This is a genomic window from Mesorhizobium australicum WSM2073 (assembly GCF_000230995.2).
Classification (GTDB): domain Bacteria; phylum Pseudomonadota; class Alphaproteobacteria; order Rhizobiales; family Rhizobiaceae; genus Mesorhizobium; species Mesorhizobium australicum.
On sequence record NC_019973.1, the window covers coordinates 4,863,076 to 4,889,893 of the forward strand.

A 26,818-nucleotide genomic window follows, 5' to 3' on the forward strand; every position below is an offset into this window, starting at 1 on the left:
CGGCAAGCGTGCCGAAGTGAAATCAGAACGGTGCGCCGCGTCGGCCCGCCAGGCAAAAGGAGATACCCATGCGCGCTCTGCTCTTCCCAATCCTGACCGCCGCGCTTGCCTGCGGCATCAGTTTCGGCGTCGCCCGGGCGGACGATGAGAAGGTGGTCAACGTCTACAACTGGTCCGACTACATCGCCCCGGACACGGCTGAGAAATTCGAGAAGGAGACGGGCATCAAGGTCCGCTACGATGTCTATGACGGCAACGAGGTCCTTGAGACGAAACTGCTCACCGGCGGCTCGGGATATGACGTGGTCTATCCCTCGGCCTTTCCGTTCCTGAAGAACCAGTTGAAGGCAGGCGCTTTCCTGCGGCTCGACAGATCGAAGCTTTCAAACCACTCGAAAATCGATCCGCAAGCCTTGTCGCTGATCGCGGGCGCGGATCCGCAGAACCTGTACGCCGTGCCTTACATGGCCGTCACAGACGGGATCGGCTACAATGTCGCTGCCGTCAAGCAACGGATGCCGGATGCGCCGACAGGTTCCTTCGCCATGGTCTTCGACGCCGACGTCGTCAAGAAATTCTCCGATTGCGGCGTCGCCATGATCGATGCTCCGGCGGAGATCATTCCTATGGCTATGAACTATCTCCACATCGATCCCAGGTCGACCAATCCGGACGACCTCGCCAAGGTCGAAGAGCTGATGGGCAAGGTGCGGCCCTATATCCGTTACTTCCACTCGTCGAAATACATCAACGACCTGGCGAATGGCGACATCTGTGTCGTGCTGGGCTGGTCGGGCGACATATTGCAGGCCAAGACCCGTGCGGCGGAATCCGCGAAGAAGCTGGAGATTGCATATTCCATTCCAAGGGAAGGCACGCTGATAAACTTCGATACGATGGCCGTGCCGAAGGATGCGCCGCATCCGGAGAATGCCCAGGCCTGGATCGATTTCAACTTGCGGCCCGATATCGCAGCGGCCAATTCCAGTTATGTTTCCTATGCCAATGCGATCCCGGAATCCCTGCCGCTGATGGATCAGGCCGTCGCAAAGGATCCCGGCGTTTTCCCATCCGACGATGTAAAGGCCAAGCTGTTCGTGGTCGAAAACAACGACGCAAAGCTGCTGCGACTGCAAAACCGCATGTGGACACGCGTCGTGACGGGACAGTGAAGCTGGCGAACCATCAGTTGGGCGAGGCCTTCCAGCCTATGGCCAACAACTCGATCTGGGAGTGCACACCGAGCTTGCGGTAGACCTGCTTGATGTGGTTGCGCACGGTGCCGGGTGAAATTGACAGGTTTCGCGAAATCGTCTTGGCGCTGCCACCCTCGACCAGGAGCCGCGCGATCTGCCTTTCCCGGGCGCTGAGTTGCGACCCCGCGGCTTCGATTGCGGAACCCTTGTCGCGAAGACGGCACAAATGAAGCAGCCTTTGCAGAATGAGCTTTGTCGCGCTGCTCGCCGCGCCGGCCACAGCCAGATCACGCTCGCCAAAACGCGGTGCGCCTTCCCGGCGAAGAAAGGTTACATAGCCGGCGGTCAGTCCGTCGAGGTTGAACACGCCGGTTATTTCATCGAAGCTGCCGGAGGGCCCGTAGAATTCGCGGTAATACGGCGTGCGCTGGAAATCGCCTTGGCTGAGAGCCGACAACGGCAGCAGGAAATCCTGTCTGGTGCTGGCGAACCTCTGGAAGAACGGATCCTGGCGATAGACGCGCGCATCATAGTCGCGGTTCCAGCGATCGGGTCCGGCATCGTCGATGGTCAGGGATGTTATGTCGCGACGATAGAAGCCAACATAGACACGATCCGAGCCAAGCAGCACCCTTGCCGCCGCGCTGAAGCGGGCCGACAAGTCTTCGGGCGTTGCCGCCAAGGCCGCGGCGGCCACGCCACCACTCCAGCGTTCAAGCCGGTCGAGAGAAAAAATCGACTGCATCCGCGCCCAGACTAAAGCAAGCCCCGCCAACTTCAAGCTGGCGGGGAACCGCGAGGGAGCCGGTAAGATCAGTCCCGCGGCCGCTTCCGCAGCTCATCGCCCCATCGACTGGTTGGACTCACGCCTTGGCCTGCGACCTCACATGGGCAATGTAGCCGCGAACGTCGCTGGCCGGACCAGCATAGGCCTTGCCGAGCTTCTTCTCCATCGCAGCCATGTATTCCTTCGCCCATTTGGGCAGGGCGTAGTCGATGACGGCGAGGAATTCGAGCGTCGCCGCAAGACGGATGTCGGCGATCGACGGGTTCTTGCCGCCGATGAACGGCTTGCCGTCGCGGAAGAAGGAGTGGAAGACCTCGAGAGGCTCGGCAATGGCGGCGACCGCGGCCTTCTGCGCCTCCGATTTCCTATCCGGGTGGGCGTCGCTGTGACCGACTTCGCCGGCATATTGCGGGAAGCCGAGCGCCGGATAAGTGGCGCGCGCGACATAGGGATAAAGCGTGCCGATCAGATAGAACATGGCGCTGTCTATCATCGCCCGCTTGGCTGGCGCCTTGGGGTAGAATTTCTCCAGCCCATGCTTGTTGGAAAGATATTGCATGATGGCGCAGCTCTCCCACAGCACGCCGCGCGGCAGGCCCTTGTCCTCGATCATCGGCGTCAGGTGGGCCGGATTACGCGCCATGTATTCGGGCGAGCGCGTCTGCCCCCACGCATCGGTCTCCGCATGGTCGAGCCCGGCGGCGCGGGCAAAGACGCGAACGGTCATGTTGTTGACGCTCGGCTTCAGCATGCTGATGGTCAGCGCCGATTTCCTTGCCGGTTTCGCCTTGGCCTTGGCCGCCGTCTTGCCGGCGGCCTTTGGCGCCGTCTTGGTCGCAGCTTTTGCTGCCGCTTTTGCCGCTGGTTTGGCGGCCGGTTTCCCTGCGCTTTTCGCCACTGCTTTTGCCACGTGTTCCTCCCTTGCCTGTTCAGCCTTCAGTATGGATTTTTGGGCGCCCGGTCCGCCGACAATGTCGCGCGCGCGCGTTCCACCAGCGCCTGGATCGCATCAGCCAGATGCACCTCGGCGATGTTGTAGTCGCCACGCGTGACGCGAAGCTTATGCGCCTCCATCAGCACATCGGCATGGGTGAAGCCTGCAGGCGGCTCGAAACGATAAGAGGCAAGCTCGATCAGAAGGCCGAGCGGATCCTCGAAATAGATTGAATCCATGAAGCCGCGATCCTTGACGCCACTGTGTTTGATGGCGCGCTCGTCGAGCCGGGCGACCGCCTGCAGGAAAGTGACGCGGGACACCGAAAAGGCGATGTGATGCACGCAGCCCGGGTCGGTCGGGGTGCGGCGCTGCACGGCCGTGCGGGTCTCGTCGGTGAAGATGGTGATCAGCCGGCCGTCGCCCGGATCGAAATAAAGATGGCTTTCGCTCGGCTTGTCGAGGTTGGGCTGTTCGAAGATGAAAGGCATGCCCAGCACACCTTCCCAGAAATCGATCGAGGTCTGGCGACCGGCACCGACCAGCGTGATGTGATGGACGCCTTGCGACTGCAGTTTCTGCATCGGCCTTCTCCCCGCAATATCCGCTCTGGCAGAGGCGGCCCGTCACGCCGCGCCCGCACATGCTACATCTGGCATGAGCTGAGCGCCAATTCGATGTCCGTCCCTCGGCGTTCTGCGCGCCTGCCTTCGTCTCCGGCTTTATAAGATGATGCTAAACCAATCGACCCTGCCGCGCCAGAAGCCGCATCCGGGACAAGCTTGCATTTCGCGCCATTGCCGCCTGCCCCAAAAGCAAGCGCGGTGCTGGAGCAGCGCCGTGCGGGATTTCGCCCGTATAGCTGGCAGGTGCGGAGCCGCCGGGGGCTGGGGCCGCCTTCACTCAAGCAGGCGCACGCCTTATGGCCGATATCGCCATTCTCGATACACGCGAAAGGGTCTTCGCCGGAATCCTGCTGACGGGCGCCGCCTATTTGCTGTTTTCGACGCAGGACGCCTCGATCAAACTGCTGGTCACCGGCATGACCGTCTGGCAGATCATGTTCTTCCGCAGCATCACCATTCTTGGCGCCTGCGCGGTGATCGGCGGGCGGCCGCTGTTCGCCGATACGGTGCGCTCGCCGATCGTGCGGCCGATGCTGGTGCGCAGCGCCTTCACGCTCGCCGCCTGGCTCTGTTACTACAATGCCGCCCGCAGCCTGCAACTCGCCGAACTGACCACCGTCTATTACGCGGCTCCGATCATCGTCACCGTGCTATCGGTGGTCCTGCTCGGCGAAAAGGTGCCTGTTGTGCGCTGGCTGGCGGTTCTGATCGGCTTTGCCGGCGTCTTTGTCGCCTGCGATCCCGCCCATCTTGGCCTGTCCGTGCCCGTGTTGCTGGTACTGGCGGCGGCTTGCCTTTGGGGCATCGCCATCGTGCTTCTGCGCAAGACGGCGCTTGCCGAGCGCTCGACGATCCAGCTCCTCCTCAACAATTTCTATTTCCTGGTTTTTTCAGCGGTGCCGGCGCTGTCGTGGTGGCATACGCCGGACCCGGCACAATTGCTGCTTCTTGCCAGCGTCGGTGCGCTCGGCGGCCTGGCGCAATACCTTCTCTTCGAAGGCATGAAGCGCACGCGGGCATCGATCCTGGCGCCGCTCGAGTACACCTCGCTGTTGTGGGCGTTCGCGCTCGGCTTCGCGATCTGGGGCGACGTGCCGCGCCGCGAAGTGTTCCTGGGTGCCGCCCTTATCGTCGCCGCCGGCCTGCTGATCGTCGGCGGCGAACATTTCCGCAAGCGGCTTTGACTTGGATGGTCACTACTCCCGACGCGACGATGTCAGGACGAGGCAAGGTAGGCTGCCGGCATGAATGAGATCACGGCCACCGCGGAAACCACCGAACGCACGCTGGGTATCCTGCTGGTATCATCCTCGGCGGCGGTATTCGGGCTGACCGGCGTGTTGACCAAGTCGATCCATGCCGATCCGCTGACGATCACCTGCTGGCGCGGCTTTGTCGGCGCGATCCTGATCAGCCTCTACGTATTGTGGCGCCGCCGCCGTGCCGGCAACCGTGAACCGCTGCGGCTTGGCTGGCGCGGCTGGCTGCTAGCCGTCGAAGGCGCACTGGCCAGCATCGCCTTCATTTCCGCTTTCAAGTTCACTTTCGTCGCCAATGTCGCGGTCATCTACGCGACGTCGCCCTTCATTGCCGCCGTACTGGCCTGGATGCTGGTGCGCGAACCTTTCCGGCTGCAGACGATGGTGGCGGCGGCGGTGTCGCTGTGCGGGGTCGCCATCATGGTGTGGTCGGGTTTTGCCACCGGCAATTTGTTCGGCGACGGGCTGGCGCTGCTGATGACGGCCGGCAGCGCGCTGTACATGATCATGGTTCGCGCGTTCCGTGACACGCCCGTGGTGTGGGCCGGCGCGGTTTCGGCCTTCCTGCTGTTCATACTCGGATGGTTCGTCACGGATCCCCTGGCGGTCTCATCAAGGGACGCCATCCTGCTTGCCACCTTCGGCGCGTCCTTCGCGCTGGCTTCCATTCTGTGGACGGAAGGCTCGCGGCTGATCCCGGCGCCTGAATCGGGCCTGCTCGGTTCGGCGGAAGTGCCGTTCGCGATCCTGTTCGCATTTCTGTTCCTGGCCGAAATCCCGCCGCTGGCCAGCATGGTCGGCGGGGCCATCGTGCTCGGCGCCGTCTTTGCCCATGCCGGCCGCGATTGGCTGAAGGCACGCTCCCGGCAAGCGTCTTCAAATATTTCGTAAAAAATTTTCCAAGTCACGGAACCATCACCGTGCCCGGACATTATTAGTGCGACGGGCCACCCCCCAAGTCCCCCCAAACCCCTCGGCCCGTCCTACTCCAAGCCGACCGCAAGGTCGGCTTTTTCTTTGCGACAGCTTTTGCTTGCAACAGACGGGTCGACCGCAAGTCGGCTTTCCAGCCAATAGACCGGCGACGGAACTTCGCGCCTAGTCAAATCAACCAAGCGGTCCGGACAAGGCGAGGCTACCGCCGAGCAGCGTCGCCAGATCGCCCGCGGGCGCATCGGCACCGGCGCGCAGGCGGATCGCGAACTCAGCCATCGGAGCCGGCGGCAAGCCAAGTTCGCGGGGCGCTTCGACGATGCCGGAATGGGCAAAGCGCGGGGTTCGCAAGGTCAGCGCAACACCGGCATTTACCGCAGTGCGCAGCCCGGCCAGGCTGGCGCTGCCGGCAGCGATGCGATAGCGGCGGCCGGCGGCGTCGAGCGCGGCGAGTGCCGCTTCGCGAAACCCGCAATAGGGGTCGAGCAGCGCCAGCGGCAATTCTTCCTGCCGCGAGGCCAGTCCCTTGTTCGAACACAGCCATATCATCGGCTCGCGCAGCACGCCGACCTCGTCCGGCACGGCAGCCTGGCGCATGACGATCGCCAGATCGAGGCTGCCAGCTTGTAACGCCTGCGCCAGTTCGGCGGAGCGGCCGACACGCAGTTCGATCCTGACGCGGGGATGGCTGGAGGCGAAGGCACGCAGCAGGTCCGGCAGGCCGCTATCGGCGAAATCCTGCGTCGTGCCGATGGCGACGCGCCCGGCAGCGCGTGCGCCCTTCAGCGCCAGCCAGGCCTCGCGATGCACAGCAAGAATACGCCTGGCGTGCCCGACAAGATCCTCGCCTGCCGGCGTCAGGCCGCGCCGCCTGCCCTGCGGCGCCAGAACCGGCTCACCAACGATCTCTTCCAAGCGCTGCATCTGCGCCGTCACCGCCGAGGGTGAGCGGCCGACATTGGCCGCCGCCTGCGCCAGCGAACCGCTGTCGACGAAAGCAAGGAAGGTTCTGAGCAGGTCGGGATCAAGCGTTTCCATAATTCGATATTATCGAATCGTCATTTGAAAACAATTCAGTTATTTCGATCAAAAGATGATGGCATGGTCTTCAACGGCGCCCACGCCGCTAAAAACCAAGGAGAGAAGAATGCCCATCATCAATGTCAGCGTCACCGGCAAGCCCGACGCCACCCTGTCGGCCAGCATCGCCAGGGAAATAACCGAGATCACCGCCACGCATCTGCGCAAGGATCCGACGATCACCGCAGTTGCCGTGTCCTATCTCGATCCGCAGCACTGGTTCGCCGGCGGCAAGTCGCTCGCCGAGCACGGCACCAACACATTCTGGCTCGACATCAAGGTGGTCGACGGCACCAACACAAAGCTCGAACTGGAGGCCTATCTCAAGGCGATCTTCGATGCCCTTGGCCGCCTGCTAGGCGGCGTGCACCAGGAGAGCTATGCTTTCGTGCATGAGGTTCCGGCAGCGGCCTATGGCTACGGCGGCAAGACGCAGGAGTTCCGTTTCATCAGCGGGCGGCTGAACGCGGCGTGAGGGCGCCCCTTCCGCATTGACCTTGCCTCGACTTCCGCTAGGCTCTGCCCCCGAAGCGGCCGCACAAGAGCCGCAATGACAAAATCGTTGGGAGAGACGCGGCATGATCCTGACACTGGCGCTGCTTGCGGGTCTGGTTGTGGCCTGGTTGCTGATCGGCGTGGTGGAAAAATTCCGCCTCGGCCTGCGCTTCACCCAAGCGCTGCTCTACGCACCGTTCAAGCTCGCCTACCGGATCAGCGACAATCGCATCAAGATCGCTCGCAAGGCGCAGGTGCCGGTCATCTATGTCATCTCGCACCAGTCGCGCTTCGAGCCGGCGCTGATGCTGTCGCTGCTGCCCGACGACACGCTGCATATACTCGACGAGGTCTCGGCGCGTTCGCCTTGGCTCGAACCGTGGCGCGAACTCGGCCGCACCATTGCCTTCAACGCCGAGCATGTCTTCGTCAGCCGCCGGCTGGTGCGCGTGCTGAAGGGCAAGGGCCGGCTGGCCGTCTATCTGCCGGACGCGGTCGAGCCCGACGTCAAGACGTTTCGGCTGTTCCGCGCCGTCACCCGCATCGCCATGCAGGCCGACGCCCGCATCGTGCCGATCTTCGTCGCCGGCGCCCGCAACCTGCCGGTGTCGCTGACGTCGGCGGACAAGGCACCGCGTCACTGGTTTCCACGGCTGTCGATCAGTGTCCTGGAGCCGATGACGATCGCCGAACTGGTGGCGCGCAATCCGGACCAGGCTTCCAACACCAATGCGCTGTTCGACCGCGTCGCGGAGGCCCGGCTTTTTGGCACCGACCTCGACCGCGGCCTGTTCCTTGCCATGCGCGACGCCGCAACCAGGATCGGCGCTTCGCGTCCGATCATCGAGGACGTCATTTCCGGGGCGCTGAGCTACCGCAAGATGTTCATCGGCGCGCGGGTGCTGGGCAGGCGCTTCGAGGCGGTGACGGCGCCGGGCGAAGCTGTGGGGGTAATGCTGCCCAACGCCAACGGCGTCGTGCTGTCGCTCGTCGGCCTGCTCTCGGCGGGCCGTGTGGCGGCGATGATCAACTACACGGCCGGGCCGGCAAGCGTCACCGCGGCTGTCCGCACCGCCGTCATCCGCACCGTTGTCTCTTCGCGTGCCTTCGTCGAGAAGGCCGATCTCGCCGATATCGTCGCCGCGGTCGAGAAGGGCGGCGCCAGGCTGCTGTGGCTGGAAGATGTACGCGAAAGCGTCACCACGCTGGACAAGCTTGCAGCCGCCTTGCTGTGGCGCCTGCCGCTGCAGCGACAGGACGCGGCAAAGCCCGGCGTGATCCTGTTCACCTCGGGCTCCGAAGGCACGCCGAAGGCCGTTGTTCTGTCGCAAAAGAATCTCCTCGCCAATGCCATGCAGGCCGAGGCGCGGATCACCATTTCGCCGGCGGACATCCTGCTCAACGTGTTGCCGGTGTTCCATTCGTTCGGCCTGACGGGCGGCACCATCCTGCCACTGGTCACCGGGGTAAAGCTGTTCCTCTATCCCTCGCCTCTCCACTACAAGCTCATCCCCGAGATCGCGCGCAAGGTGAAACCGACCATCATGTTCGGCACCGACACTTTCCTCGCCAACTATGCGCGCACCGCCAAGGACGGGGATTTTTCCAGTCTGCGCTTCGTCGTCGCCGGCGCCGAGGCGGTGAAGCCGGATACCCGCCGCGTCTATCGCGAACGCTTCCAGGCCGAGATCATCGAAGGCTTCGGTCTCACCGAGGCGGCGCCCGTGGTTGCCGTCAACACCGCGATCCACGGCCGCGACGGCACGGTCGGCCGGCTTCTGCCGGCCATTCGCATGAAACTGGAGCCGGTCGAAGGCATCAACGATGCCGGCCAGTTGTGGCTCGACGGGCCGAACATGATGATGGGCTACATGACCGCGGACCGCCCCGGCGAGCTCCAGCCCCTGACCGGCTGGCACGACACGGGCGATATCGTCGCCGTCGACCGCGAAGGCTTCATCAGCATTCGCGGCCGCGCCAAGCGCTTCGCCAAGATCGCTGGCGAGATGGTGTCGCTGGGTGCGGTCGAGATGCTGGTGCAGTCGCTTTGGCCGGAAGAACGCCATGCGGCGGTGGCGGTGCCGGACAAGAGGCGGGGCGAGCGCATCGTGCTGGTCACCACCGCCGACGATGCCAGCGCCGAGGAGTTGCGTCAGTTCGGCAAAAAGACCGGAGCGGCCGAACTGATGGTGCCGAACGACATCGTCAAGGTCGAGGAGATCCCGGTGCTCGGTTCCGGCAAGACCGACTATGTGTCGACGAGAAAGCTGGCGATCGACCGGCTCGGACTTGGCGTGGCGGCCTGAGTCGGACCAAGGACTTCGGCCGACTTTCTAACCTATGTCCGAAGGCGGCACCTTCTCGCCTTCCAGCTTGGCTCGCTTGGAATAGGCGCGCACGCTGAATGGGAGAAAGATCAGGTAGCCCGCGACCGATGCCGTCAGCGTGTACCAGGGATAGGTCATCAGCAAGAGAATGTAGAGGACGACGGCGAGGATGACCGGCAGCACCCTGTCGCCGGGGATCTTGATGCTCTTGCCTGAATAGACTGGCAAGCGGCTGACCAGCAGGAAGGCCACCAGGATGGTGAAGCCGGTGGCGACGAAGGCGGCCGGCCGGCTGGGCTCCACCCCAAGCCGCAGGAAATAGAGATAGAGCGGCAGCATCACCAGAACGGCGCCTGCCGGCGCCGGCACACCGACGAAATATTCGGTCTGCCATATCGGGCGGTCGGCCTTCTCGTCGTCGAGCACGTTGAAACGCGCCAGCCGCAGCCCGCAAGCGATCGCAAACAGCAGTGCCGCGATCCAGCCTGGCGAGCCGGCGCGGTCGAGCAGGAAGGCATAGAGCACCAGTGCCGGCGCAACGCCGAAATTGACGATGTCGGCCAGGGAATCCATCTGCGCGCCGAATTTGGAGGTCGCCTTCAGCATCCGCGCCAGGCGGCCGTCAATGCCGTCGAGAAAAGCGGCCAGCAGCACCATTACCACCGCCGGCTCGAAACGCCCCTCGAAGCCGAAGCGGATCCCGGACAGGCCGGCGCAGATGGCAAGCACGGTGACCAGATTGGGCAGCACCATGCGCATGGGGATCTCGCGGATGCGCGGACCGCCGCTGGCATGGGCCTCGAATTTTTTATATTGCGTGCCCACCGTCAGGAAATCCGCACCAGGGGCGTGCCGGCGACACCGCCGAATTCGGCGAGCACGGTTTCGCCGCCGACCGCCGTCTGGCCAACGGCGACGCGCGGCGTGGCGGTCAAGGGCAGGAACACGTCGACGCGCGAGCCGAAGCGGATTAGGCCGAAACGCTCGCCGGTGCCGATCGAAGCGCCGGCCTCGGTCCAGCAGACAATGCGGCGCGCCACCAGGCCGGCGATCTGGACTGCCGCCACCGTGCCGTTGGGGCTCTCGATGACGAGGCCGTTGCGCTCGTTTTCCGTGCTCGCCTTGTCCAACTCGGCATTGAGGAATTTTCCCGGCCGATGTTCGATCCTGGCGATGCGGCCGCGCACCGGAGAGCGGTTCACGTGACAGGAAAAGACGTTCATGAACACGGAGATGCGGGTCATCTCGACATTGCCGAGGCCAAGCTCGCGCGGTGGCACGGCCGGCCCGACCGCCGAGACGATGCCATCGGCGGGGCTTACCACCAGGCGATCGTCAACAGGCGTGACGCGCTCGGGGTCACGGAAGAAATAGACGCACCAGGCGGTCAGGATCAGGCCGATCCAGAACAGGATCGAGGAGAAATAGCCGAGGAACAGCGTCGCCGCGCCAAACGCCGCGATGAAGGGATAGCCTTCGCGATGGATCGGTACGAACGCGTTCTTGACCGTGTCGACAAGGCTCATGGGCTGGGGGCGGTCCCTGTTTCAGGTCCGGCCTCAATAGCCGAAACACCCCCTGCCCGCAACGCGACAATCGCCGGCGCGGATGAACGGGCAAGGGCGGGCCTGTGACCGCGGATAGCCGGGCGCTCCGTGTGTCGTGAAATGGATACCGGGTCGCATGCCTGTCCTGCCGTCAAAAGCCATCCCTTGACTGCGCCAAGGCAGCCAGAATGGCCGAAAAACCTATCTGCGCCGACGCCGCCCTTGCGCAGACCGGCACCTGTGGCGTCAACGTCACACCGATGCGGCGTTCTTCCTGCGCGAAAATACAGCGGTCCGCTGTCGGGAGACTCTCATCTCGCCCGTCCTTGGTGGGAAGCGCTTCATCGCAAGGGCCGATGACGCGCGCAACGGAGGCTCCTGATCATGCGAATATCGTCCGGCGACAAACCGTACATCGTCATGGAAGGTCTCGCCTTCGGGGAATCGCCACGCTGGCATGACGGACGCCTGTGGGTCTGCAATTGGGGCACCGGCGAGATCATCGCCGTCGATGCCGGCGGCAGCCGCAAGATCATGCTCACGATTCCGGCTGTCCTGCCGTACTCAATCGACTGGCTGCCGGATGGTCGTCTGCTGGTTGTCTCAGGCCGCGAGGGCCTGCTGTTGCGGCAGGAAGCCGATGGCTCGCTCGTCATCCACGCCGACCTGCGCGGCCTGTCGAAAAGCCCGTGGAATGAGATCGTCGTCGACGGGCGCGGCAACATCTACGTCAATGGCGGCGGGCCGGCGCCGGCGACCGGCCAGCATTTCGGTCCCGGCACCATCGTGCTGGTCACACCGGATGGCGCGGTCAGGCAAGTGGCGGACACTATCGCCTTTGCGAACGGCATGGCGGTGACCCCGGACAACAAGACGCTGATCATTGCCGAATCCCATGCCAACCGGCTGACCGCGTTTGACATTGCCGCCGACGGTTCCTTGTCCAACAGACGCACCTGGGCCGATCTCGACGGATATCCCGACGGCATCTGCCTCGATGCGGACGGGGCGGTCTGGTATGCCGACGTTCCCAACAAGCATTGCGTGCGGGTGCGCGAAGGCGGTGACGTCTTGCAGACCGTCACCGCCGATCGCGGCTGCTTTGCCTGCATGCTGGGCGCTGCGGACCGGAAAACGCTGTTCATCACCGCCGCCGAGTGGCGCGGCTTCGAGCATATGACAAGCGAGGCCCGCACCGGCCAGGTGCTCGGCATTGAAGCGCCGGCACCGAGTGTGGGGTGGCCTGGCTAGAGTCCCGGCACGCGCTGATAATTGGCGATATCAGCTCGCACTCCGAGCCGGGCGATCGTCTCCTGCGGGTTGAAGGCTATGCGCTCGTGCGCAGCCTTGACGATCGGCACCACGTTGTCGACCGCAGCCTGGCTTTCCCATTCGACGATGGTGACGAGGTTGAATTCGCCCGGTCCTGAGAATTGCTCGAGCAGAAAGTCCTGGACGAAGCCTTGCTGCAGACGCAGCAACTCGTGCGTCATCTTCACCTTTGCGAGGATTTCATCGCGGGCATTGGCGGGCACGACGAACTTGTCGACCCTGAACACGCTGCCGCCGTTAACATCCTGATTCGTAAAGCTCATATCCATTTGATTCCGTCCTCGACGATGCTGTTTTGCGGCTCTCGGGCGACGGTCTACAATCTCAACCTAAGTTGAGGTCAAGAGCTTTTTTGAGCTACGACATCTCCGATGTGCGCCGGCGTACGACGACACCCAGTTCGTCGCTTTCGCGGGCAATGCGCAGCCGCTCCTCGGCTTCGGTCGCCTCGCGCTGGCGGTCCCACATCGAGGCATAGAGGCCGTGCTTTCGCATCAGCTCGACATGAGTGCCGCGCTCGGCGATCTGACCGTCCTTCAGCACGATGATCTCATCGGCGGCGATCACCGTCGACAGGCGGTGGGCGATGACGATGGTGGTGCGGCCCTTGCTGACGAGGTCGAGCGCGGCCTGGATCTCCTGCTCGGTGTGGCTGTCCAGTGCGGAGGTCGCTTCGTCGAGCATCAGGATCGGCGGTGCCTTCAGGATGGTGCGGGCGATCGCCACGCGCTGCTTCTCGCCGCCGGAAAGTTTCAGCCCGCGCTCGCCGACCATCGACTTGTAGCCGTCGGGCAGCTTCTCGATGAACGGCCCGATCTGGGCGAGTTCGGCGGCCTTGCGCACCTCCTCCTCGCCGGCGCCGACACGGCCGTAGCGGATGTTGTAGGCGATGGTGTCGTTGAACAGCACCGTGTCCTGCGGCACCATGCCGAGCACCGCGCGCAGGCTGTCCTGCGTCACGTCCCTCACGTCCTGGCCGTCGATCAGAACCTGGCCACCCTGCACGTCGTAGAACCGGAACAGCAACCGCGAGATGGTCGACTTGCCCGCACCCGACGGCCCGACGATGGCAACGGTCTTGCCGGCCGGCACCTCGAAGGAGACGCCCTTCAGGATCTTGCGGTTCGGATCATAGGAAAAGTGGACGTCACGGAACTCGACCTTGCCGGCGCTGACGGCCAACGGCTTGGCGTTGGGCTTGTCGACGATCTCCTGCGGCACGTCGAGGAGGTCGAACATGTGCTCGATGTCGGTGAGGCCCTGGCGGATTTCGCGATAGATGAAGCCGATAAAGTTGAGCGGCACGGAGAGCTGTACCAGCATGGCATTGATGAAAACGAAATCGCCGACGCTCTGGGTGCCGGCCTGCACCTCCAGCGCCGACATGCACATGACGACGACCGTGCCGACGCCGAAGATGAAGCCCTGGCCGAAGTTTAGCCAGCCGAGCGAGGTCCATGTCTTGGTTGCGGCGATCTCGTAACGCGCCATCGAGCGGTCGAAGCGCTCGGCCTCCATGCGCTCATTGGTGAAATACTTGACCGTCTCGAAGTTAAGCAGCGAGTCGATCGCCTTGGTGTTGGCGTCGGTGTCGCTGTCGTTCATGTCGCGGCGGATCGAGATGCGCCAGTCGCTGGCCTTGACCGTGAACCAGACGTAGAGGCAGACGGTGACCGCCACCACGGCCACATATTTCCAGCCATAGGTGAAACCGAATATGCCCGCGGTCAGCGCGAATTCGAGGATCGTCGGCGCGGTGTTGAGCATGATGAAGCGGACGATCGTTTCGATGCCCTTGGTGCCGCGCTCGATGATGCGCGACAGGCCGCCGGTGCGGCGCTCCAGGTGGAAGCGCAGCGACAGCTGATGCATGTGCACGAAGGTGCGGAAGGCAAGCTGGCGAACCGCATGCTGGCCGACCCGGGCAAACAGCGCATCGCGCAGCTGGTTGAAGCCGAGCTGGACGAGCCTCAGCACATTGTAGGCAATGACCAGCATCACCGGGGCAAGCATGAACGATGGCAGCGGCGGTGGCGTTTTGAAGCCGCCCGCCAGCGCATCGGTCGCCCATTTGAAGAAATAGGGACCGGCGACCAGCGTCACCTTGGCGACGACCAGCAGCAGCGTCGCCCAGGTCACCCGCGCCCTGAGATCGGCGCGGTCGGCCGGCCACATATAGGGCCAGAGATTGCGCAGTGTCGTGAGTGTCGAGGTGTCGGAGGAGACGGTTTTTTCGGCCACTTTTCTTGCCTTTTGGGTGAGAGGGTCAGCGGCCGGAGCAGCAGGAATTGATGAGCGCGCCCAGCGATGCCGATACGTCGGCAAGTGCCGCGCGATCGACCGCATAGCGCGATCGCTGACGGTCGGGCTCAAACCGGACGAGGCCCGCCTCGACCAATATTTTCAGATGCTGGGAGATCGTCGACTGGGCCAGAGCGAAACGGTCGACGACCTCACGGCAGCAGCAGGAATTGCTGGCCGACAGATGCCTCAGTATCTCGATCCGCGCCGGATGCGAAAGTGCTGCGAACCGCGCCGCGACAGCGCGGCTGTCCGGCATGCAGCCAGGCAGTGCCGAGGCGGCATGGTCTGGTAAGGGAACGCATTCTGTCATCGTTCATCGGCGATAGACGATGAACGATGACAGGGCAAGCTAGGCCGATGGGTAGATCGCCGGAATTGCCGGTCTATCCCTATTCCGTCTTCATCGGTGCGGTCGTCGCCTGCTCGCCCATTGCCTTGAGGTCGGCGGCTTCGCCTTCCTTCGACTTTTCCGGAACCTTGAACACCTGCCCCGGCCAGATGCGGTTCGGATTCCTGATCTGGTCCTGGTTGGCGAGGTATATGGTGGAGTAGCGCACGCCGTGACCATAGACGCGCCGTGAGATCCGCCACAGTGTGTCGTTGCGCCGAATGATGACCGCGCTGTCGGCATGTTCGAGCTTGGGCGACACGATTTCAGGCACGTCGCTTGGCGGCGTGGCCGCTGCGACGTTAGCCGGAGCCTCGGTGGCTGGCGCGGCGGGAGCCGGCGCGGTCTCGCCCGGAGCAGCGGCGGCAACAGCGGGCGCCGCGGGCTTGGCCTCGGCGGGCTTGGTCTCGGTGGGCTTGGTCTCGGCGGGGGCAACGGCGGCGACCGCCTCGCCCGGTTCGCGCTCGAAGGGCACCGCGGCGCGGGCCACCACCTTCACGCCATCGGCATCGAGGCCGTCGACATGGATGGTATAGCTGCCGACCGGAATATCGCGCGTCGCCTCGACCAGGAAATGGCCGTCCGACGAGGTCTGCGCGTCGCCGAGCAGGATGTCGTTGGCGTAGGCGCGCACCTTGCGGCCCGGATCGGCGAGGCCGGCGACAAAGATCTTGTTGCCGTCGATCTCGACTGCCTCGACCACGATCTTTGGTTCGGCCACGGCCGCCGCGGGCGCGGCCGGTGCCGCCGGAGTGGGTTTTGCTTCAACCACGGCTGGCGTGGCCGTCGCCGGCGCGGCGGGCGCTTCAGCAGCAGGAGCGGCAGCCTGGTCGCCGGTTGCCGGCGCCGGCTTTGGCTCAGATGCCGGAACGGTCAGCAGTTCGGCCGGCTTGCCCGGCTCCTCGACCATGGCCAGCACCTGGCCAGCTGCATTCGCGGGCACCGAGACGACTGCGGTCTGCGCCGAGGCGGTCACGACCGCGCCAACCGTCGAACGCAGGGCGATCGTATAGTCGCCGGGCTTCAGCGGATCTTCGAGCACGATGACAAAGGCACCATCGGGACCAGCAACCGTGGAGCCGATCACCGTCGCGCCGTTGAGAATTTCGACCTTCGAGTTGGGCGCCGCGTTGCCGGCAACGACGATCGAGCCGTTGCTCTCGACCCGTACGACATCGAAAGTCGGCGCGACCGGACCCGCCGTCGCGGGCGCCGCAGGCGCCGCAGCGTCGGTTGCAGGTGCTGCCGGGGCCGTCGCCTGAGGTGCCGCGCCCGGCGTGGCCGGCATCGTCGGAGCCGGCAGGCGCCCTTCCGTGCCAGGATCGGCCGGCTTCGGCGCCGCGGACGGCGTCAACGCCGCGACTTCCGCCGGCGGTGTGCGATGAAGATACGGGTCGAGTGCGCCCGATACATAGGCGGTTCCCGCGGCCGCTACGGTCCCACCCGCCGCGAACAAGAACGCCTTCAATGGATTGATTGCCATGTATTTCCCTGCCCCTTAGCCACCTAACGCCGGTCTAGCGTGTTTTGCCATGACCGACAAGAAAAAGCCCGGCCTTCTCAACCCTAGGGCTTGACCGCGCTTTCAGACCCAATCACCAATCATCGGCATGAACACGATTCGATCCGTTTGCGTCTATTGCGGCTCATCTCCGGGCCGCGATGAAATCTATGTCAAGGCCGGCCACCTGCTTGGACGCTCAATTGCAAAGGCAGGCCTGCGGCTGGTCTATGGCGGCGGCACCAAAGGCATTATGGGCGCCGTCGCCGAAGGCGCGCTCAAGGCCGGCGGCAAGGTGACGGGCATCATTCCGCGCTTCCTGATCAACAAGGAAGCAACCGAAACCGCGCTTGACCGGCTCGACGAGTTGTCGATCACCGACAACATGCACGAGCGCAAACACAAGATGTTCGAGAAATCCGACGCCTTTGTGGCGCTGCCTGGTGGCATCGGCACAGTCGAGGAGATCGTCGAGATCATGACCTGGGCGCAACTTGGCCATCACCGCAAACCGATCGTCTTCGGCAATGTCAACGGATTCTGGGATCCGATGACGGCGTTGCTTGATCACATGGCGGCGGAAGGCTTCATTCATACCGCGCAGCGTGTGAAGCCGCTGGTCGTCAACGATCCCGAGGCGATCGTCGCCGCCATCATGGTCGCCGGCTCCTCGGTCGACGCGCCGACCGAGGGCGTCCAGTCGGTGATCGACAAGATGTAAGGTTACGGGAGTAGAGCAGTAGGTTTGCAGTGTCGGAGCGTACACTTCCCCCTACTGCCTGCTCCCTACTCCCTCCGAGCAGCTTGCCCCAGATCGGCGACATTCCCGGCAGCGGCATGATGTTCGCAGTCGGCAGCGATGCCGATGTGCGCGGCCATCTCGCAACCTTGCCACTGGTCAAGGCTGGCATGATGGACATTGCCGCGATCGTGCCACTCAATCCCTATCGGGGATTTGGGCCGAAGCGCTGAGGCCGACGGCCGCGACAATCGAGGTCGTCAGCAGGACCGCCAGGCCGACAAGCGCCTTGCATCTCATCAAGCCACGCGGCACGCTGGCGCTGCCGCTTGCCAAGGGCCGAACGAGCCTTCGACTGACGGGCGATAAATCGCAATCGATGAAGGTGCAAATTGCATTCGACCGACTATCTCGGCCAACTGTTCGGCCTCGAAGGCAAGCATGCCTTCATAACCGGCGCCAGCCGTGGCCTGGGCCTCGCCTTCGCGGAGGCGCTTGCGAGCGCCGGCGCGCGCGTCACGATCGGCGGCCGCAAGGCCGACGATCTCAAAGCGGCCGCGGACAAGTTGCGCACCGCGGGCCATTCGATCACGGAAGCGGTGATCGACGTAACCGACACCCAGTCGGTCGACCAGGCAATCGCGGCGGCGGAAACCGGCACCGCACCGATAGACATCCTGGTCAACAATGCCGGCATCCAGCGACGGGCGCCGTTGGAGACCTTCAGCGACGCCGACTGGGACGCGCTGATGGCCACCAACCTGGACGGCGTGTTCAAGGTGAGCCGGGCCGTCGTAAAGGGCATGATCGCGCGCCAAAGGGGGTCGATCATCAATGTCTCCTCAGTGCAGAGCGTGCTCGCCCGCCCCTCGATCGCGCCCTACGCGGCGAGCAAGGGCGCCATCACCATGCTGACCAAGTCGATGGCCGGCGAATGGGGCCAGCACGGCGTGCGTATCAACGCCATCGCGCCGGGCTATTTCAAGACCGAGCTCAACGCCGCGCTGGTCGCCGACGAGACATTCTCCGCCTGGCTGACCGGCCGCACGCCGATGCGGCGCTGGGGCGAAGTGAGGGAACTCGCGGGCGCTGCCGTGTTCCTGGCGTCCGACGCCGCCAGTTTCGTGAACGGACAGACGCTGCTGGTGGATGGCGGGATCACCAGCGTCCTGTAAGGGGGCACGCCGTCACGGAACAGTCACACTAAATCGGGGATGCCGTGCTAGAAATCGCGCTTGGCCGCCCCCGCGACCCCGACCGCATCAGAGACCGGCGAAGCCGCCATGAACATCGCCATCCCCTCCGAGGGCACTGACCTGTCGCCTTACCTGCCCGATGAGCACGGTCTGTTCTTCATCTACCACTTTACCACCGAGGGGGTGCGGACCAGGGATACCGCCGCAGCGCATTGGACATGGCGCAGCTACCAGCTTTCCGACATGCGCGCCCGCCACGAGATCGGCGCCGATCAGGCCTTGCCGGCACCGGTGCGCGAAGCCTTCCTGACCGCCAGTCATGGCTGCCACATCGACCTCGAGGATGACTGGCTCTATGGCGATCTGCCGGACCTGCGCCATGATTATTCGGCGGAAGCCGGCGGGCTTGGTCATTTCCGCTTCGCCCTCAACGACACGATGCTGGTCGGCGCCCGCAAGCAGCCGCTGCAATCGGTCGACAACATCCGCAAGGCGATCGAGAACGGATCGCGCAAGTTCCGGTCTCCGGCCGAGCTGATCGAGGCTGTCGTCGGCCAGTCGTTCGACGGGATGGCGACGGAACTCGCGGCACTCAGCGACAGTCTCGACGGCATTGAGGACCGCATCGTCTGCGACGCATGGCACAATGAGCGGCAGGCGCTGGTCGATGCACGCCGGCATCTGGTGGTCATCCACCGGCAGATGGCGACGCTGACCAACCTGTTTCGCCATCTCGACCATTCGCACCGCAACGACCTGCCGGATTCGATCAACGACATGGCGGCGCGGCTTTCGCACCGCGCACAGACACTGCACTATGACGGCGAGCAGTTGCAGGCGCGCACGCGGCTGCTGCAGGACGAGCTGATGGCCAAGCTGACGACGCAGTCGAACCGGCTGCTTTACGTGCTCTCGGTGATGACGGCGGTGCTGTTGCCGATGACCATCATCTCAGGCCTGTTCGGCATGAATGTCGGCGGTTTGCCGCTGGTCAACACCCCGTTGGGTTTTTGGGTGATCACGGGCGCGTCGCTGCTGATCGCGGGCGTGACCTATCTTTTCGTCAGGCGGCTCGGACAGCTGTAGCCCGGCGCGCCGTCGCCAGCATGGACCAGGAATAGACCGCAAGGGCCGCCCAGATCAGGGCAAAGGCGATGGCTTGCGTGGTGCCGAACGGCTCGTCGAAGATCAGCACGGCAATCAGAAACACCATGGTCGGCGCTATGTACTGCATGATGCCGATGGTCGAGAGGCGCAGCAGCTTGGCGCCAAAGGCGAACAGCAGCAGCGGCACGGCCGTCACCGGCCCGCAGCCGATGAGCAGCGCGGTGTCGGTGCCATTGCTGGAGACGAAATGGTCCTGTCCGGTGGCGATAAGGAAGACGATGTAGCCCAGCGCCGGCACCGACAGCAAAAGCACTTCGAGCAGGAAGCCCTGGCTGGGACCGATCGGCAGCGTCTTGCGGAAGAAGCCGTAGGCGGCGAAGGAAAACGCCAATGCCAGCGACACCCAGGGCAGTTTGCCGCCGTCGATTGTCAGCACGGCGACGGCGACCGCCGCAAGCACCACCGCCGCGATCTGCAACCGGTCGAGCCGCTCGCCGAGCAGCAGTGCGCCGACCACGACGTTCACCAGTGGGTTGATGTAATAGCCCAATGCCGTCTCGACGGTGCGGTCGACCGCGATCGCCCAGACATAGATGCCCCAGTTGACCGAGATCAGCGCCGCCGTCAGCCCCGCCATGGCGATGGTGCGAGGCGAGCGGATCGCCACCTTGAAGTCGGCCGTGCGGCCGGCCCAGACCAGGACCGCCGCGGCAATCGGCACCGACCAGACGATGCGGTGTGCAATCACCTCGGCAAGCGGCAGATGCGCCACCGCCTTCATGTAGAAGGGCAGCAACCCCCACAAGAGATAGGCACCCAGCGCCAGCAAGAAGCCGCGGCGGGCTTTCGATTCTGCATCGGGAGTAATTGCTTCAGCGGCCATGGCCCAACGCTATGGCCCAGTAATCTTGGCAAGACCATCGCAAAGTTCTGATGGATCAATGGACTTTCGCTGATGGTTCAAACTTACTCCGCCGCCACCAGCCCCGCCATCTCGCGATTCTTCATCAGCTTGTAGACGATCGAATCCATTAGCGCCTGAAACGACGCGTCGATGATGTTTTCCGAGACCCCGACCGTCCACCAGCGCGCGCCGGTACCGTCATGCGATTCGATGAGCACGCGGGTGATGGCCTCGGTGCCGCCATTGAGGATCCGCACCTTGAAGTCGGCAAGCTCGAGATCCGCGATCTCGTTCTGGTATCTGCCGAGATCCTTGCGCAGCGCAATGTCGAGCGCGTTGACGGGGCCATGGCCCTCGGCCACCGACATCTTCTCCTCGCCCTCGACCAGCACCTTGACCACTGCTTCCGACACCGTCTTCAACTGGCCATTGGCATCGAAGCGGCGTTCAATCATGCAGCGGAACGAGGTGACGTGGAAGAATTCGGGCAGGCCATGCAGCATCTTGCGCGCCAGGAGTTCGAAGGAGGCGTCGGCGCCCTCATAGGCGTAGCCCGAGGCCTCACGCTCCTTGACCACCGATATCAGGGCGTCGAGCCGATGGTCGTCCTTCGGCACATCGATGCCGCGCCGCTTCAACTCGGCGAGGAAATTGGCCTTGCCGCCCTGGTCGGAGACCATGACGCGGCGGCGGTTGCCCACGGCCTGCGGCTCCACATGCTCATAGGTCGCCGACTCCTTGGCCAGCGCCGAAGCGTGGATACCCGCCTTGGTGGCAAAGGCGGAGGAGCCGACATAGGGCGCCTGCGCTTCCGGAGCGCGGTTCAACAATTCGTCGAAGGCGCGCGACAGGCGCGAAATGCCGGTAAGCGCTTCGGCTGAGATTCCCGTCTCGAAGCGGTCGGCGAAAGCCGGCTTCAGCGCCAGTGTCGGCAGGATCGAGATCAGATTGGCGTTGCCGCAACGTTCGCCGATGCCATTCAGCGTGCCCTGGATCTGGCGCACGCCGGCCTCGACGGCGGCAAGGGAATTGGCCACCGCCTGGCCGGTGTCGTCATGGGCATGGATGCCGAGATGCTCGCCCGGAATGCCCGCGGCGATAACCTTCTCGACGATTGCCCGCACTTCCGAGGGCTGCGTGCCGCCATTCGTGTCGCAAAGCACCACCCAGCGCGCACCGGCGTCGTAGGCCGTTTTCGCACAAGCGAGCGCATAGTCCGGATTGGCCTTGAAGCCGTCGAAGAAATGCTCGCAATCGACCATTGCTTCCTTGTCCGAAGCGACCGATGCCTCGACGGACGCTTTTATGGAGTCGAGGTTCTCCTCGTTGGTGCAACCGAGCGCCACGCGAACATGGTAGTCCCAGCTCTTGGCGACGAAGCAGATGGCGTCCGATTTCGATTGGACAAGCGCCGCCAGCCCCGGATCGTTAGAGGCTGAGACCCCAGCCCGCTTGGTCATTCCGAACGCAACGAATTTTGCGCGTGCCGTGCGCTTCTGCTGGAAGAATGCAGTGTCGGTCGGATTGGCGCCGGGATAACCACCTTCGACATAGTCGAAGCCGAACTCGTCGAGCAGTTTGGCAATCGCGATCTTGTCCTCGACCGAAAAGTCGATGCCCGGCGTCTGCTGGCCGTCGCGGAGCGTGGTGTCGAAGAGATAGAGGCGCTCGCGGCTCATCGTCATTTGCCCGCAAACTTGTCCGTCGCGCGGATCAGCCGGTCGAGGATGCCGGGCTCCGAATAGGCATGGCCGGCGCCTTCGATCAGATGAAAGTCCGCCTTCGGCCAGGCCTTGTGCAGCGCCCAGGCGTAGCGCGCCGGGCACGGCATGTCGTAGCGGCCGTGGACGATGGTTCCGGGGATGTCCTTGAGCTTCCCGGCATCGCGGAGCAACTGCCCCTCCTCGAGCCAGCCGGCATGGACGAAATAGTGATTTTCGATGCGGGCGAAGGCGACGGCATAGTCGTCCTCGCCGAACGGACCGCTGGTTTCGGGTTCAGGAAGCAGCGTGATCGTCTCGCCTTCCCACAGGCTCCAGGCGCGGGCGGCCTCGATCTGCGCCTTTCGGTCGGACCCGACCAGCCGCTTGCGGTAGGCGGCCATCATGTCGCCGCGCTCGGCCTGCGGGATCGGCGCCAGGAAACGCTCCCATTTGTCGGGGAACATCTCCGAGACGCCGAATTGATAGTACCATTCGAGCTCGGCGCGGGTCAGCGTGTAGATGCCGCGCACCACCAGTTCGCTGACGCGATCAGGGTGTGTCTCGGCATAGGCGAGCGCCAGCGTCGAGCCCCAGGAACCGCCGAACACCAGCCAATTGTCGAAGCCGGCCATTTCGCGCAGTCGCTCGATGTCGGCAACGAGATGCCATGTCGTGTTGGCCTCCAGCGAGGCGTTCGGCGTCGACTTTCCGCAGCCGCGCTGATCGAACAGGATGACGTCGTAGAGCTTGGGGTCGAACAGCCGCCGGTGTTTTGGCGAAATGGTGCCGCCCGGCCCACCATGCAGGAACACGGCCGGCTTGGCGCCCTTAGTGCCCGACCGCTCCCAATAGACCATATGGCCGTCGCCGACATCGAGCATCCCCGAGTCGAACGGTTCGATTTCCGGGTAGAGGGTGCGCAAGCTCATATTTTCAGGCCCTGTTGCGGCCAGTTGGCCGTTTCGTAATCGGGGTGTTGGAAGGAGATGATCTGCTCCTGCCGCGCGTAATAATCGGGATCCTGGTGGACAGGCTGGTCGAAGATCGTCTCGACCCAAGGCAGCCGTGCCGCATAGTTGACCTGGATCCGCGGCGCCAGATCCGAGCGGTCGTCGAAGGCGCCGATGGCGATCTCGAGCCCGCCGGGCTGCCGGTAGGTCAGCGGCGTGCCGCAACGGGCGCAGAAGCCGCGATCGATGTTGACCGAAGACTGGAAATAACTTGGTTCTTCATGGGTCCATTCGACGCCATCCTTGGGTACCGTCACCAGCGCGCCGAAGAAGGAGCCGAACTGTTTCTGGCACATGCGGCAATGGCAGATGGACGCACGTCCCAGCGCCCCCTTGATGCGGAAGCGCACGGCGCCGCATTGGCAGCCGCCGGTTCGGACAGTTTCGGTCATGGTCTTTCCTCCGGCGGCCATTGGTCGGTGTCGTGGTCGGGATGCTGATAGGAGACGAGCTCGGCGAGATAAGGAGCCGAGCCGATATCCGCCATCGTGTCCTCGCCCGGCAATCGCGGAATGGAATCCACATAGGGCAGTTTTGCTTCCGTGCCCCACTGGATGGTCGGCGCGATACCAGCCGGATCGTCGAAGGCGGCGATCGCCAGAGCCATGCCGTCGGGCGCCTCGAAGGTCAGCGGCGTGCCGCATTCGGCGCAGAAACCGCGCCATACGACATTGGAGGAACGGAACCGCTTGGGTTCGCCGCGCGTCCAGTCGACCTTGGCGCCGCGCACCGAGACCAGCGGCAGGTAGAAATTGCCGCTGGCCTTCTGGCACATGCGGCAGTGGCAGACCGAGGCGTCGCCGAGCGCGCCTTCGACGCGGAAGCGCACCGCACCGCACTGGCAGCCGCCTGTGTAGACTGGCCGGTTGTCGAGGCTCATCGGTTTTCACTCCGGATCATGGCAGACCGCCTCGACATTGTTGCCGTCGGGATCGAGGACGAAGGCGCCGTAATAGTTGGGGTGATAGTGCGGACGCAGGCCCGGTCCGCCATTGTCCTTGCCGCCGGCTGCAAGGGCGGCGGCGTGGAAGGCGTCGACCTCGGCGCGGCTGCGCGCGGTGAAGGCGACGTGCTGATGATCTCGGGGCTTTTCCCTGGCCGCGCTCAACCAGAACACCGGCCGGTCGCGGCCATAGCCGCCGACCTTGGCGCCACCAGTGTATTCCTGCGGCACCATATAAAGCAGCGAGCCACCCAGCGGCGCCATCGCCTTGTCGTAGAAAGCCTTGGAGGCATCGAAATCGGAAACGGTGATGCCGAGATGGTCGATCATGAAACGAGCTCCTCCGTTGCTGGTTCCGGCACGTTGGCGCCGGCCAGACCGGCCGCGATAACGATGTGCTGGCAGACATTGTCGATATCGCGGATCACGTCGTCATTCCAGAAGCGCAGGATGGTCCAACCGCTGGCGCTCAGATAAGCGCTTCTTGCCTGATCGCGTTTTGAATGTTCCGCGTCGGCATGCTGGCTGCCGTCAACTTCGACTATCAAGCGATGAGCCGAGCAAGCAAAGTCAACGATATAAGGCCCAATCAGCACCTGCCGCCGAAAGCTCATTCCCATCAGCCGGTGAGCACGCAACTCATTCCAAAGCTTCAGCTCGGCATCGGTCATGACGCGCCGCATGGATTTTGCGTTCTTGCGTTGACGGGACGGAACGAGATCGTGCCCCATCAAACACCCCTTCGCCAGCAATTAGCGAAATCGGCGACGAGAGCTGATCTCCCCCCTTGCGGGGGAGATGCCCGGCAGGGCAGAGGGGGGTGCTGTCCCGCCGATCTATCAGCTTGCGACCACTGCCTTCTCAATAAATGTTTGCGGCGAGGGTGAACAAACGGAAACGCCGGTGTTCCGTCACACCCCCCTCTGTCCTGCCGGACATCTCCCCCGCAAGGGGGGAGATCGGCTGTCACCGGCGCCCCCGCCAAAACCGCAAAGGCGCCTGGCGCCATCCTCACCGCTTCACCTCCCACGTCGTCACGCGCTCGCCGGTGACCGGATCCTTGCCATCCTTCAACTGCACGCCTTGCGCCAGGAGTTCATCGCGGATGCGGTCGGCCTCGGCCCAGTTCTTGGCAGCGATGAACTGCAGGCGCCTGGCGATGGTTTCCGCAATCGCGGCCTCGTCGACCTTGGCCGCGCCGACGTCGAAACCGAGGAACGCGAGCGAGGTTTTCAAGGAAGCCGCGGCGCCATTCTCGCCAGCGCCGCTGAAGTCGGTTGCCTCACCGGCAAGCTGGGTCAGTTGCTGGAAGGCCGCGTAGGTCGCAAGATCATCCGACAGCGCCTCCACGACTTCCGCCGGCACCTGGCTTCCCGCAGCCGGCGCCAGGTCCGACGCGCGTTTCCATTTGCGTAGCGTGTTCTCCGCCTCCTCAAGCTTGCGCACGGAAAAGTCGATCGGCTCGCGGTAGTGCGTCATCAGCATCGCCAGCCGCAGCACCTCGCCAGGCCATCTGCGGCCGCCGAAGGTCTCGGTCTCGAGCAATTCGTGGATCGAATAGAAATTGCCGAGGCTCTTCGACATTTTCTGGCCCTCGACCTGCAGGAAACCATTGTGCATCCACACATTGGCCATGACATTGGTGCCGTGGGCGCAGCGCGACTGGGCGATCTCGTTCTCATGATGCGGGAAGATCAGATCGAGGCCGCCGCCATGGATGTCGAAGACCTCGCCGAGATAGGCGGCCGACATGGCCGAGCATTCGATATGCCAGCCGGGCCGGCCCCTGCCCCATGGACTTTGCCAGCCGGGCTCTTCCGGCGATGACAGTTTCCACAGCACAAAATCGCCGGGGTTCTTCTTGTGGGCCTCGACGGCGATGCGGGCACCGGCCTGCTGCTCGTCGAGATTGCGCTTCGACAATTGACCATAGTCCGGCATCGAGGCCGTATCGAACAGAACTTCGCCTGCCGCGACATAGGCATGGCCGCGTTCGATCAGGCTTTTAATCAAGGTGATCATATCAGCCTTGCCGTCGGCGCGGGGTTCGACGAATTCGGTGGCGCGCGGTTCGACCGTCGGCTCCAGGCAACCAAGCGTGGCGACATCCCTGTGAAACTGGTCGGCCGTTTTTTCGGTCACCCGTCGGATCGCTTCGTTGAGCGAAAGGGTTCCCGAAGCGATCTCGCCGCCGAAATCGCGCAGCGCCCGCGCGTTGATCTTGTCGTCGACGTCGGTGATGTTGCGCACATAGGTCACGTGCGTCTCGCCGTAGAGGTGGCGCAATAAGCGGAACAGCACGTCGAACACGATCACCGGCCTGGCGTTGCCGATATGGGCGAAGTCGTAAACGGTCGGGCCGCAGACATACATGCGCACGTCAAGCGGATCGATCGGCACGAAGCCTTCTTTCGTGCGCGTCAGCGTGTTGTAGAGGCGCAGGCCCTTTGATGCGTCAGACATTCCATGCTTCCCGTTCAGAACTTCTTGTCTGGATGGAGCCAGCC

General features: G+C 63.8%; 28 protein-coding genes. 10 read left to right on the forward strand and 18 right to left on the reverse strand.

Annotation, left to right across the window (positions count from 1 at the left end; genetic code table 11):
• Positions 1 to 68: 68 nt before the first annotated feature.
• On the forward strand, positions 69 to 1,172 hold the full coding sequence (locus MESAU_RS23535; protein WP_015318523.1) for a polyamine ABC transporter substrate-binding protein: 1,104 nt from the start codon (positions 69 to 71) through the stop codon (positions 1,170 to 1,172).
• 13 nt (positions 1,173 to 1,185) lie between these two features.
• Here the strand turns inward: MESAU_RS23535 and MESAU_RS23540 are convergent, their stop codons facing one another.
• From MESAU_RS23540 to MESAU_RS23550, 3 genes are all read right to left on the reverse strand, one after another.
• Entirely contained in the window at positions 1,186 to 1,893 is a 708-nt protein-coding gene (locus MESAU_RS23540; RefSeq protein WP_015318524.1) for a response regulator transcription factor, read from the reverse strand.
• Between the two features lie 166 nt (positions 1,894 to 2,059).
• Positions 2,060 to 2,893: a glutathione S-transferase family protein gene (locus tag MESAU_RS23545; protein WP_015318525.1), complete on the reverse strand. Its 834-nt coding sequence runs from the start codon at positions 2,891 to 2,893 to the stop codon at positions 2,060 to 2,062.
• Positions 2,894 to 2,919: 26 nt separating this feature from the next.
• Positions 2,920 to 3,501, reverse strand: a complete 582-nt coding sequence (locus MESAU_RS23550; RefSeq protein WP_015318526.1) for a VOC family protein — start codon at positions 3,499 to 3,501, stop codon at positions 2,920 to 2,922.
• 338 nt (positions 3,502 to 3,839) lie between these two features.
• Here MESAU_RS23550 and MESAU_RS23555 point away from each other — a divergent pair, with 338 nt between their 5' ends.
• Both MESAU_RS23555 and MESAU_RS23560 read left to right on the forward strand, forming a co-directional pair.
• Entirely contained in the window at positions 3,840 to 4,727 is an 888-nt protein-coding gene (locus MESAU_RS23555) for a DMT family transporter (protein WP_015318527.1), read from the forward strand.
• Between the two features lie 60 nt (positions 4,728 to 4,787).
• Positions 4,788 to 5,693, forward strand: a complete 906-nt coding sequence (locus MESAU_RS23560) for a DMT family transporter (protein ID WP_015318528.1) — start codon at positions 4,788 to 4,790, stop codon at positions 5,691 to 5,693.
• Positions 5,694 to 5,909: 216 nt separating this feature from the next.
• Here MESAU_RS23560 and MESAU_RS23565 read toward each other — a convergent pair whose 3' ends face one another.
• Positions 5,910 to 6,773, reverse strand: coding sequence for a LysR substrate-binding domain-containing protein (locus MESAU_RS23565; RefSeq protein WP_015318529.1), 864 nt, complete (start codon positions 6,771 to 6,773; stop codon positions 5,910 to 5,912).
• Between the two features lie 109 nt (positions 6,774 to 6,882).
• On the opposite strand from MESAU_RS23565, the gene MESAU_RS23570 reads away from it, so the two are divergent.
• The gene (locus MESAU_RS23570) at positions 6,883 to 7,290 is read left to right on the forward strand and encodes a tautomerase family protein (RefSeq protein WP_015318530.1); all 408 of its coding nucleotides are present in this window, start codon (positions 6,883 to 6,885) and stop codon (positions 7,288 to 7,290) included.
• Positions 7,291 to 7,393: 103 nt separating this feature from the next.
• Positions 7,394 to 9,616, forward strand: coding sequence for an AMP-binding protein (locus MESAU_RS23575; protein WP_015318531.1), 2,223 nt, complete (start codon positions 7,394 to 7,396; stop codon positions 9,614 to 9,616).
• 27 nt (positions 9,617 to 9,643) lie between these two features.
• Here the strand turns inward: MESAU_RS23575 and MESAU_RS23580 are convergent, their stop codons facing one another.
• Positions 9,644 to 10,462: a CDP-alcohol phosphatidyltransferase family protein gene (locus MESAU_RS23580; RefSeq protein ID WP_015318532.1), complete on the reverse strand. Its 819-nt coding sequence runs from the start codon at positions 10,460 to 10,462 to the stop codon at positions 9,644 to 9,646.
• 2 nt (positions 10,463 to 10,464) lie between these two features.
• A complete protein-coding gene (locus MESAU_RS23585) occupies positions 10,465 to 11,163 on the reverse strand; it encodes a phosphatidylserine decarboxylase (protein WP_015318533.1) in 699 nt (232 codons plus the stop codon).
• Positions 11,164 to 11,568: 405 nt separating this feature from the next.
• On the opposite strand from MESAU_RS23585, the gene MESAU_RS23590 reads away from it, so the two are divergent.
• Positions 11,569 to 12,435 carry an SMP-30/gluconolactonase/LRE family protein gene (locus MESAU_RS23590; protein WP_015318534.1) on the forward strand — a complete coding sequence of 289 codons (867 nt, stop codon included), beginning with the start codon at positions 11,569 to 11,571 and terminating at the stop codon, positions 12,433 to 12,435.
• Here the strand turns inward: MESAU_RS23590 and MESAU_RS23595 are convergent.
• From MESAU_RS23595 to MESAU_RS23610, 4 genes are all read right to left on the reverse strand, one after another.
• Entirely contained in the window at positions 12,432 to 12,779 is a 348-nt protein-coding gene (locus MESAU_RS23595; protein WP_041163878.1) for an antibiotic biosynthesis monooxygenase, read from the reverse strand. The two genes, MESAU_RS23590 and MESAU_RS23595, sit on opposite strands and share 4 nt — an antisense overlap.
• Positions 12,780 to 12,873: 94 nt before the next feature.
• Complete coding sequence (locus tag MESAU_RS23600) at positions 12,874 to 14,757, reverse strand: ABCB family ABC transporter ATP-binding protein/permease (RefSeq protein WP_015318536.1); 1,884 nt, start codon at positions 14,755 to 14,757, stop codon at positions 12,874 to 12,876.
• Between the two features lie 25 nt (positions 14,758 to 14,782).
• Positions 14,783 to 15,130 (reverse strand): ArsR/SmtB family transcription factor, encoded by a 348-nt coding sequence (locus MESAU_RS23605; protein ID WP_015318537.1) that lies wholly within the window; start codon positions 15,128 to 15,130, stop codon positions 14,783 to 14,785.
• A gap of 79 nt (positions 15,131 to 15,209) precedes the next feature.
• The gene (locus tag MESAU_RS23610) at positions 15,210 to 16,691 is read right to left on the reverse strand and encodes a LysM peptidoglycan-binding domain-containing protein (RefSeq protein ID WP_015318538.1); all 1,482 of its coding nucleotides are present in this window, start codon (positions 16,689 to 16,691) and stop codon (positions 15,210 to 15,212) included.
• A 127-nt stretch (positions 16,692 to 16,818) separates the two neighbouring features.
• Between MESAU_RS23610 and MESAU_RS23615 the strand changes: the two genes are divergently transcribed.
• The 4 genes from MESAU_RS23615 to MESAU_RS23630 all read left to right on the forward strand — a co-directional run bounded on the left by MESAU_RS23615 (position 16,819) and on the right by MESAU_RS23630 (position 19,730).
• Positions 16,819 to 17,430 carry an LOG family protein gene (locus MESAU_RS23615; RefSeq protein ID WP_015318539.1) on the forward strand — a complete coding sequence of 204 codons (612 nt, stop codon included), beginning with the start codon at positions 16,819 to 16,821 and terminating at the stop codon, positions 17,428 to 17,430.
• A gap of 83 nt (positions 17,431 to 17,513) precedes the next feature.
• On the forward strand, positions 17,514 to 17,681 hold the full coding sequence (locus MESAU_RS23620) for a hypothetical protein (protein ID WP_167331104.1): 168 nt from the start codon (positions 17,514 to 17,516) through the stop codon (positions 17,679 to 17,681).
• A 159-nt stretch (positions 17,682 to 17,840) separates the two neighbouring features.
• Complete coding sequence (locus MESAU_RS23625) at positions 17,841 to 18,623, forward strand: glucose 1-dehydrogenase (protein ID WP_015318541.1); 783 nt, start codon at positions 17,841 to 17,843, stop codon at positions 18,621 to 18,623.
• A 108-nt stretch (positions 18,624 to 18,731) separates the two neighbouring features.
• Positions 18,732 to 19,730 carry a transporter gene (locus MESAU_RS23630; protein ID WP_015318542.1) on the forward strand — a complete coding sequence of 333 codons (999 nt, stop codon included), beginning with the start codon at positions 18,732 to 18,734 and terminating at the stop codon, positions 19,728 to 19,730.
• On the opposite strand, the gene rarD is transcribed toward MESAU_RS23630, so the two are convergent.
• From rarD to cysS, 8 genes are all read right to left on the reverse strand, one after another.
• Positions 19,708 to 20,634, reverse strand: a complete 927-nt coding sequence (gene rarD / locus MESAU_RS23635) for an EamA family transporter RarD (RefSeq protein ID WP_015318543.1) — start codon at positions 20,632 to 20,634, stop codon at positions 19,708 to 19,710. The two genes, MESAU_RS23630 and rarD, sit on opposite strands and share 23 nt — an antisense overlap.
• A gap of 83 nt (positions 20,635 to 20,717) precedes the next feature.
• On the reverse strand, positions 20,718 to 22,340 hold the full coding sequence (cimA, locus tag MESAU_RS23640; RefSeq protein WP_015318544.1) for a citramalate synthase: 1,623 nt from the start codon (positions 22,338 to 22,340) through the stop codon (positions 20,718 to 20,720).
• Positions 22,337 to 23,287: a prolyl aminopeptidase gene (pip, locus tag MESAU_RS23645; protein WP_015318545.1), complete on the reverse strand. Its 951-nt coding sequence runs from the start codon at positions 23,285 to 23,287 to the stop codon at positions 22,337 to 22,339. Before pip ends, cimA begins: the two co-directional genes overlap by 4 nt.
• On the reverse strand, positions 23,284 to 23,760 hold the full coding sequence (locus tag MESAU_RS23650) for a GFA family protein (RefSeq protein WP_015318546.1): 477 nt from the start codon (positions 23,758 to 23,760) through the stop codon (positions 23,284 to 23,286). Before MESAU_RS23650 ends, pip begins: the two co-directional genes overlap by 4 nt.
• Positions 23,757 to 24,248, reverse strand: a complete 492-nt coding sequence (locus MESAU_RS23655) for a GFA family protein (RefSeq protein ID WP_015318547.1) — start codon at positions 24,246 to 24,248, stop codon at positions 23,757 to 23,759. The genes MESAU_RS23650 and MESAU_RS23655 overlap by 4 nt, the downstream gene beginning before the upstream one ends.
• Before the next feature lie 6 nt (positions 24,249 to 24,254).
• Complete coding sequence (locus tag MESAU_RS23660; protein ID WP_015318548.1) at positions 24,255 to 24,641, reverse strand: VOC family protein; 387 nt, start codon at positions 24,639 to 24,641, stop codon at positions 24,255 to 24,257.
• Positions 24,638 to 25,042 carry an endonuclease domain-containing protein gene (locus MESAU_RS23665; RefSeq protein ID WP_015318549.1) on the reverse strand — a complete coding sequence of 135 codons (405 nt, stop codon included), beginning with the start codon at positions 25,040 to 25,042 and terminating at the stop codon, positions 24,638 to 24,640. Before MESAU_RS23665 ends, MESAU_RS23660 begins: the two co-directional genes overlap by 4 nt.
• Positions 25,043 to 25,322: 280 nt before the next feature.
• Positions 25,323 to 26,774 (reverse strand): cysteine--tRNA ligase, encoded by a 1,452-nt coding sequence (gene cysS, locus MESAU_RS23670; RefSeq protein ID WP_015318550.1) that lies wholly within the window; start codon positions 26,772 to 26,774, stop codon positions 25,323 to 25,325.
• Between the last annotated feature and the right edge of the window lie 44 nt (positions 26,775 to 26,818).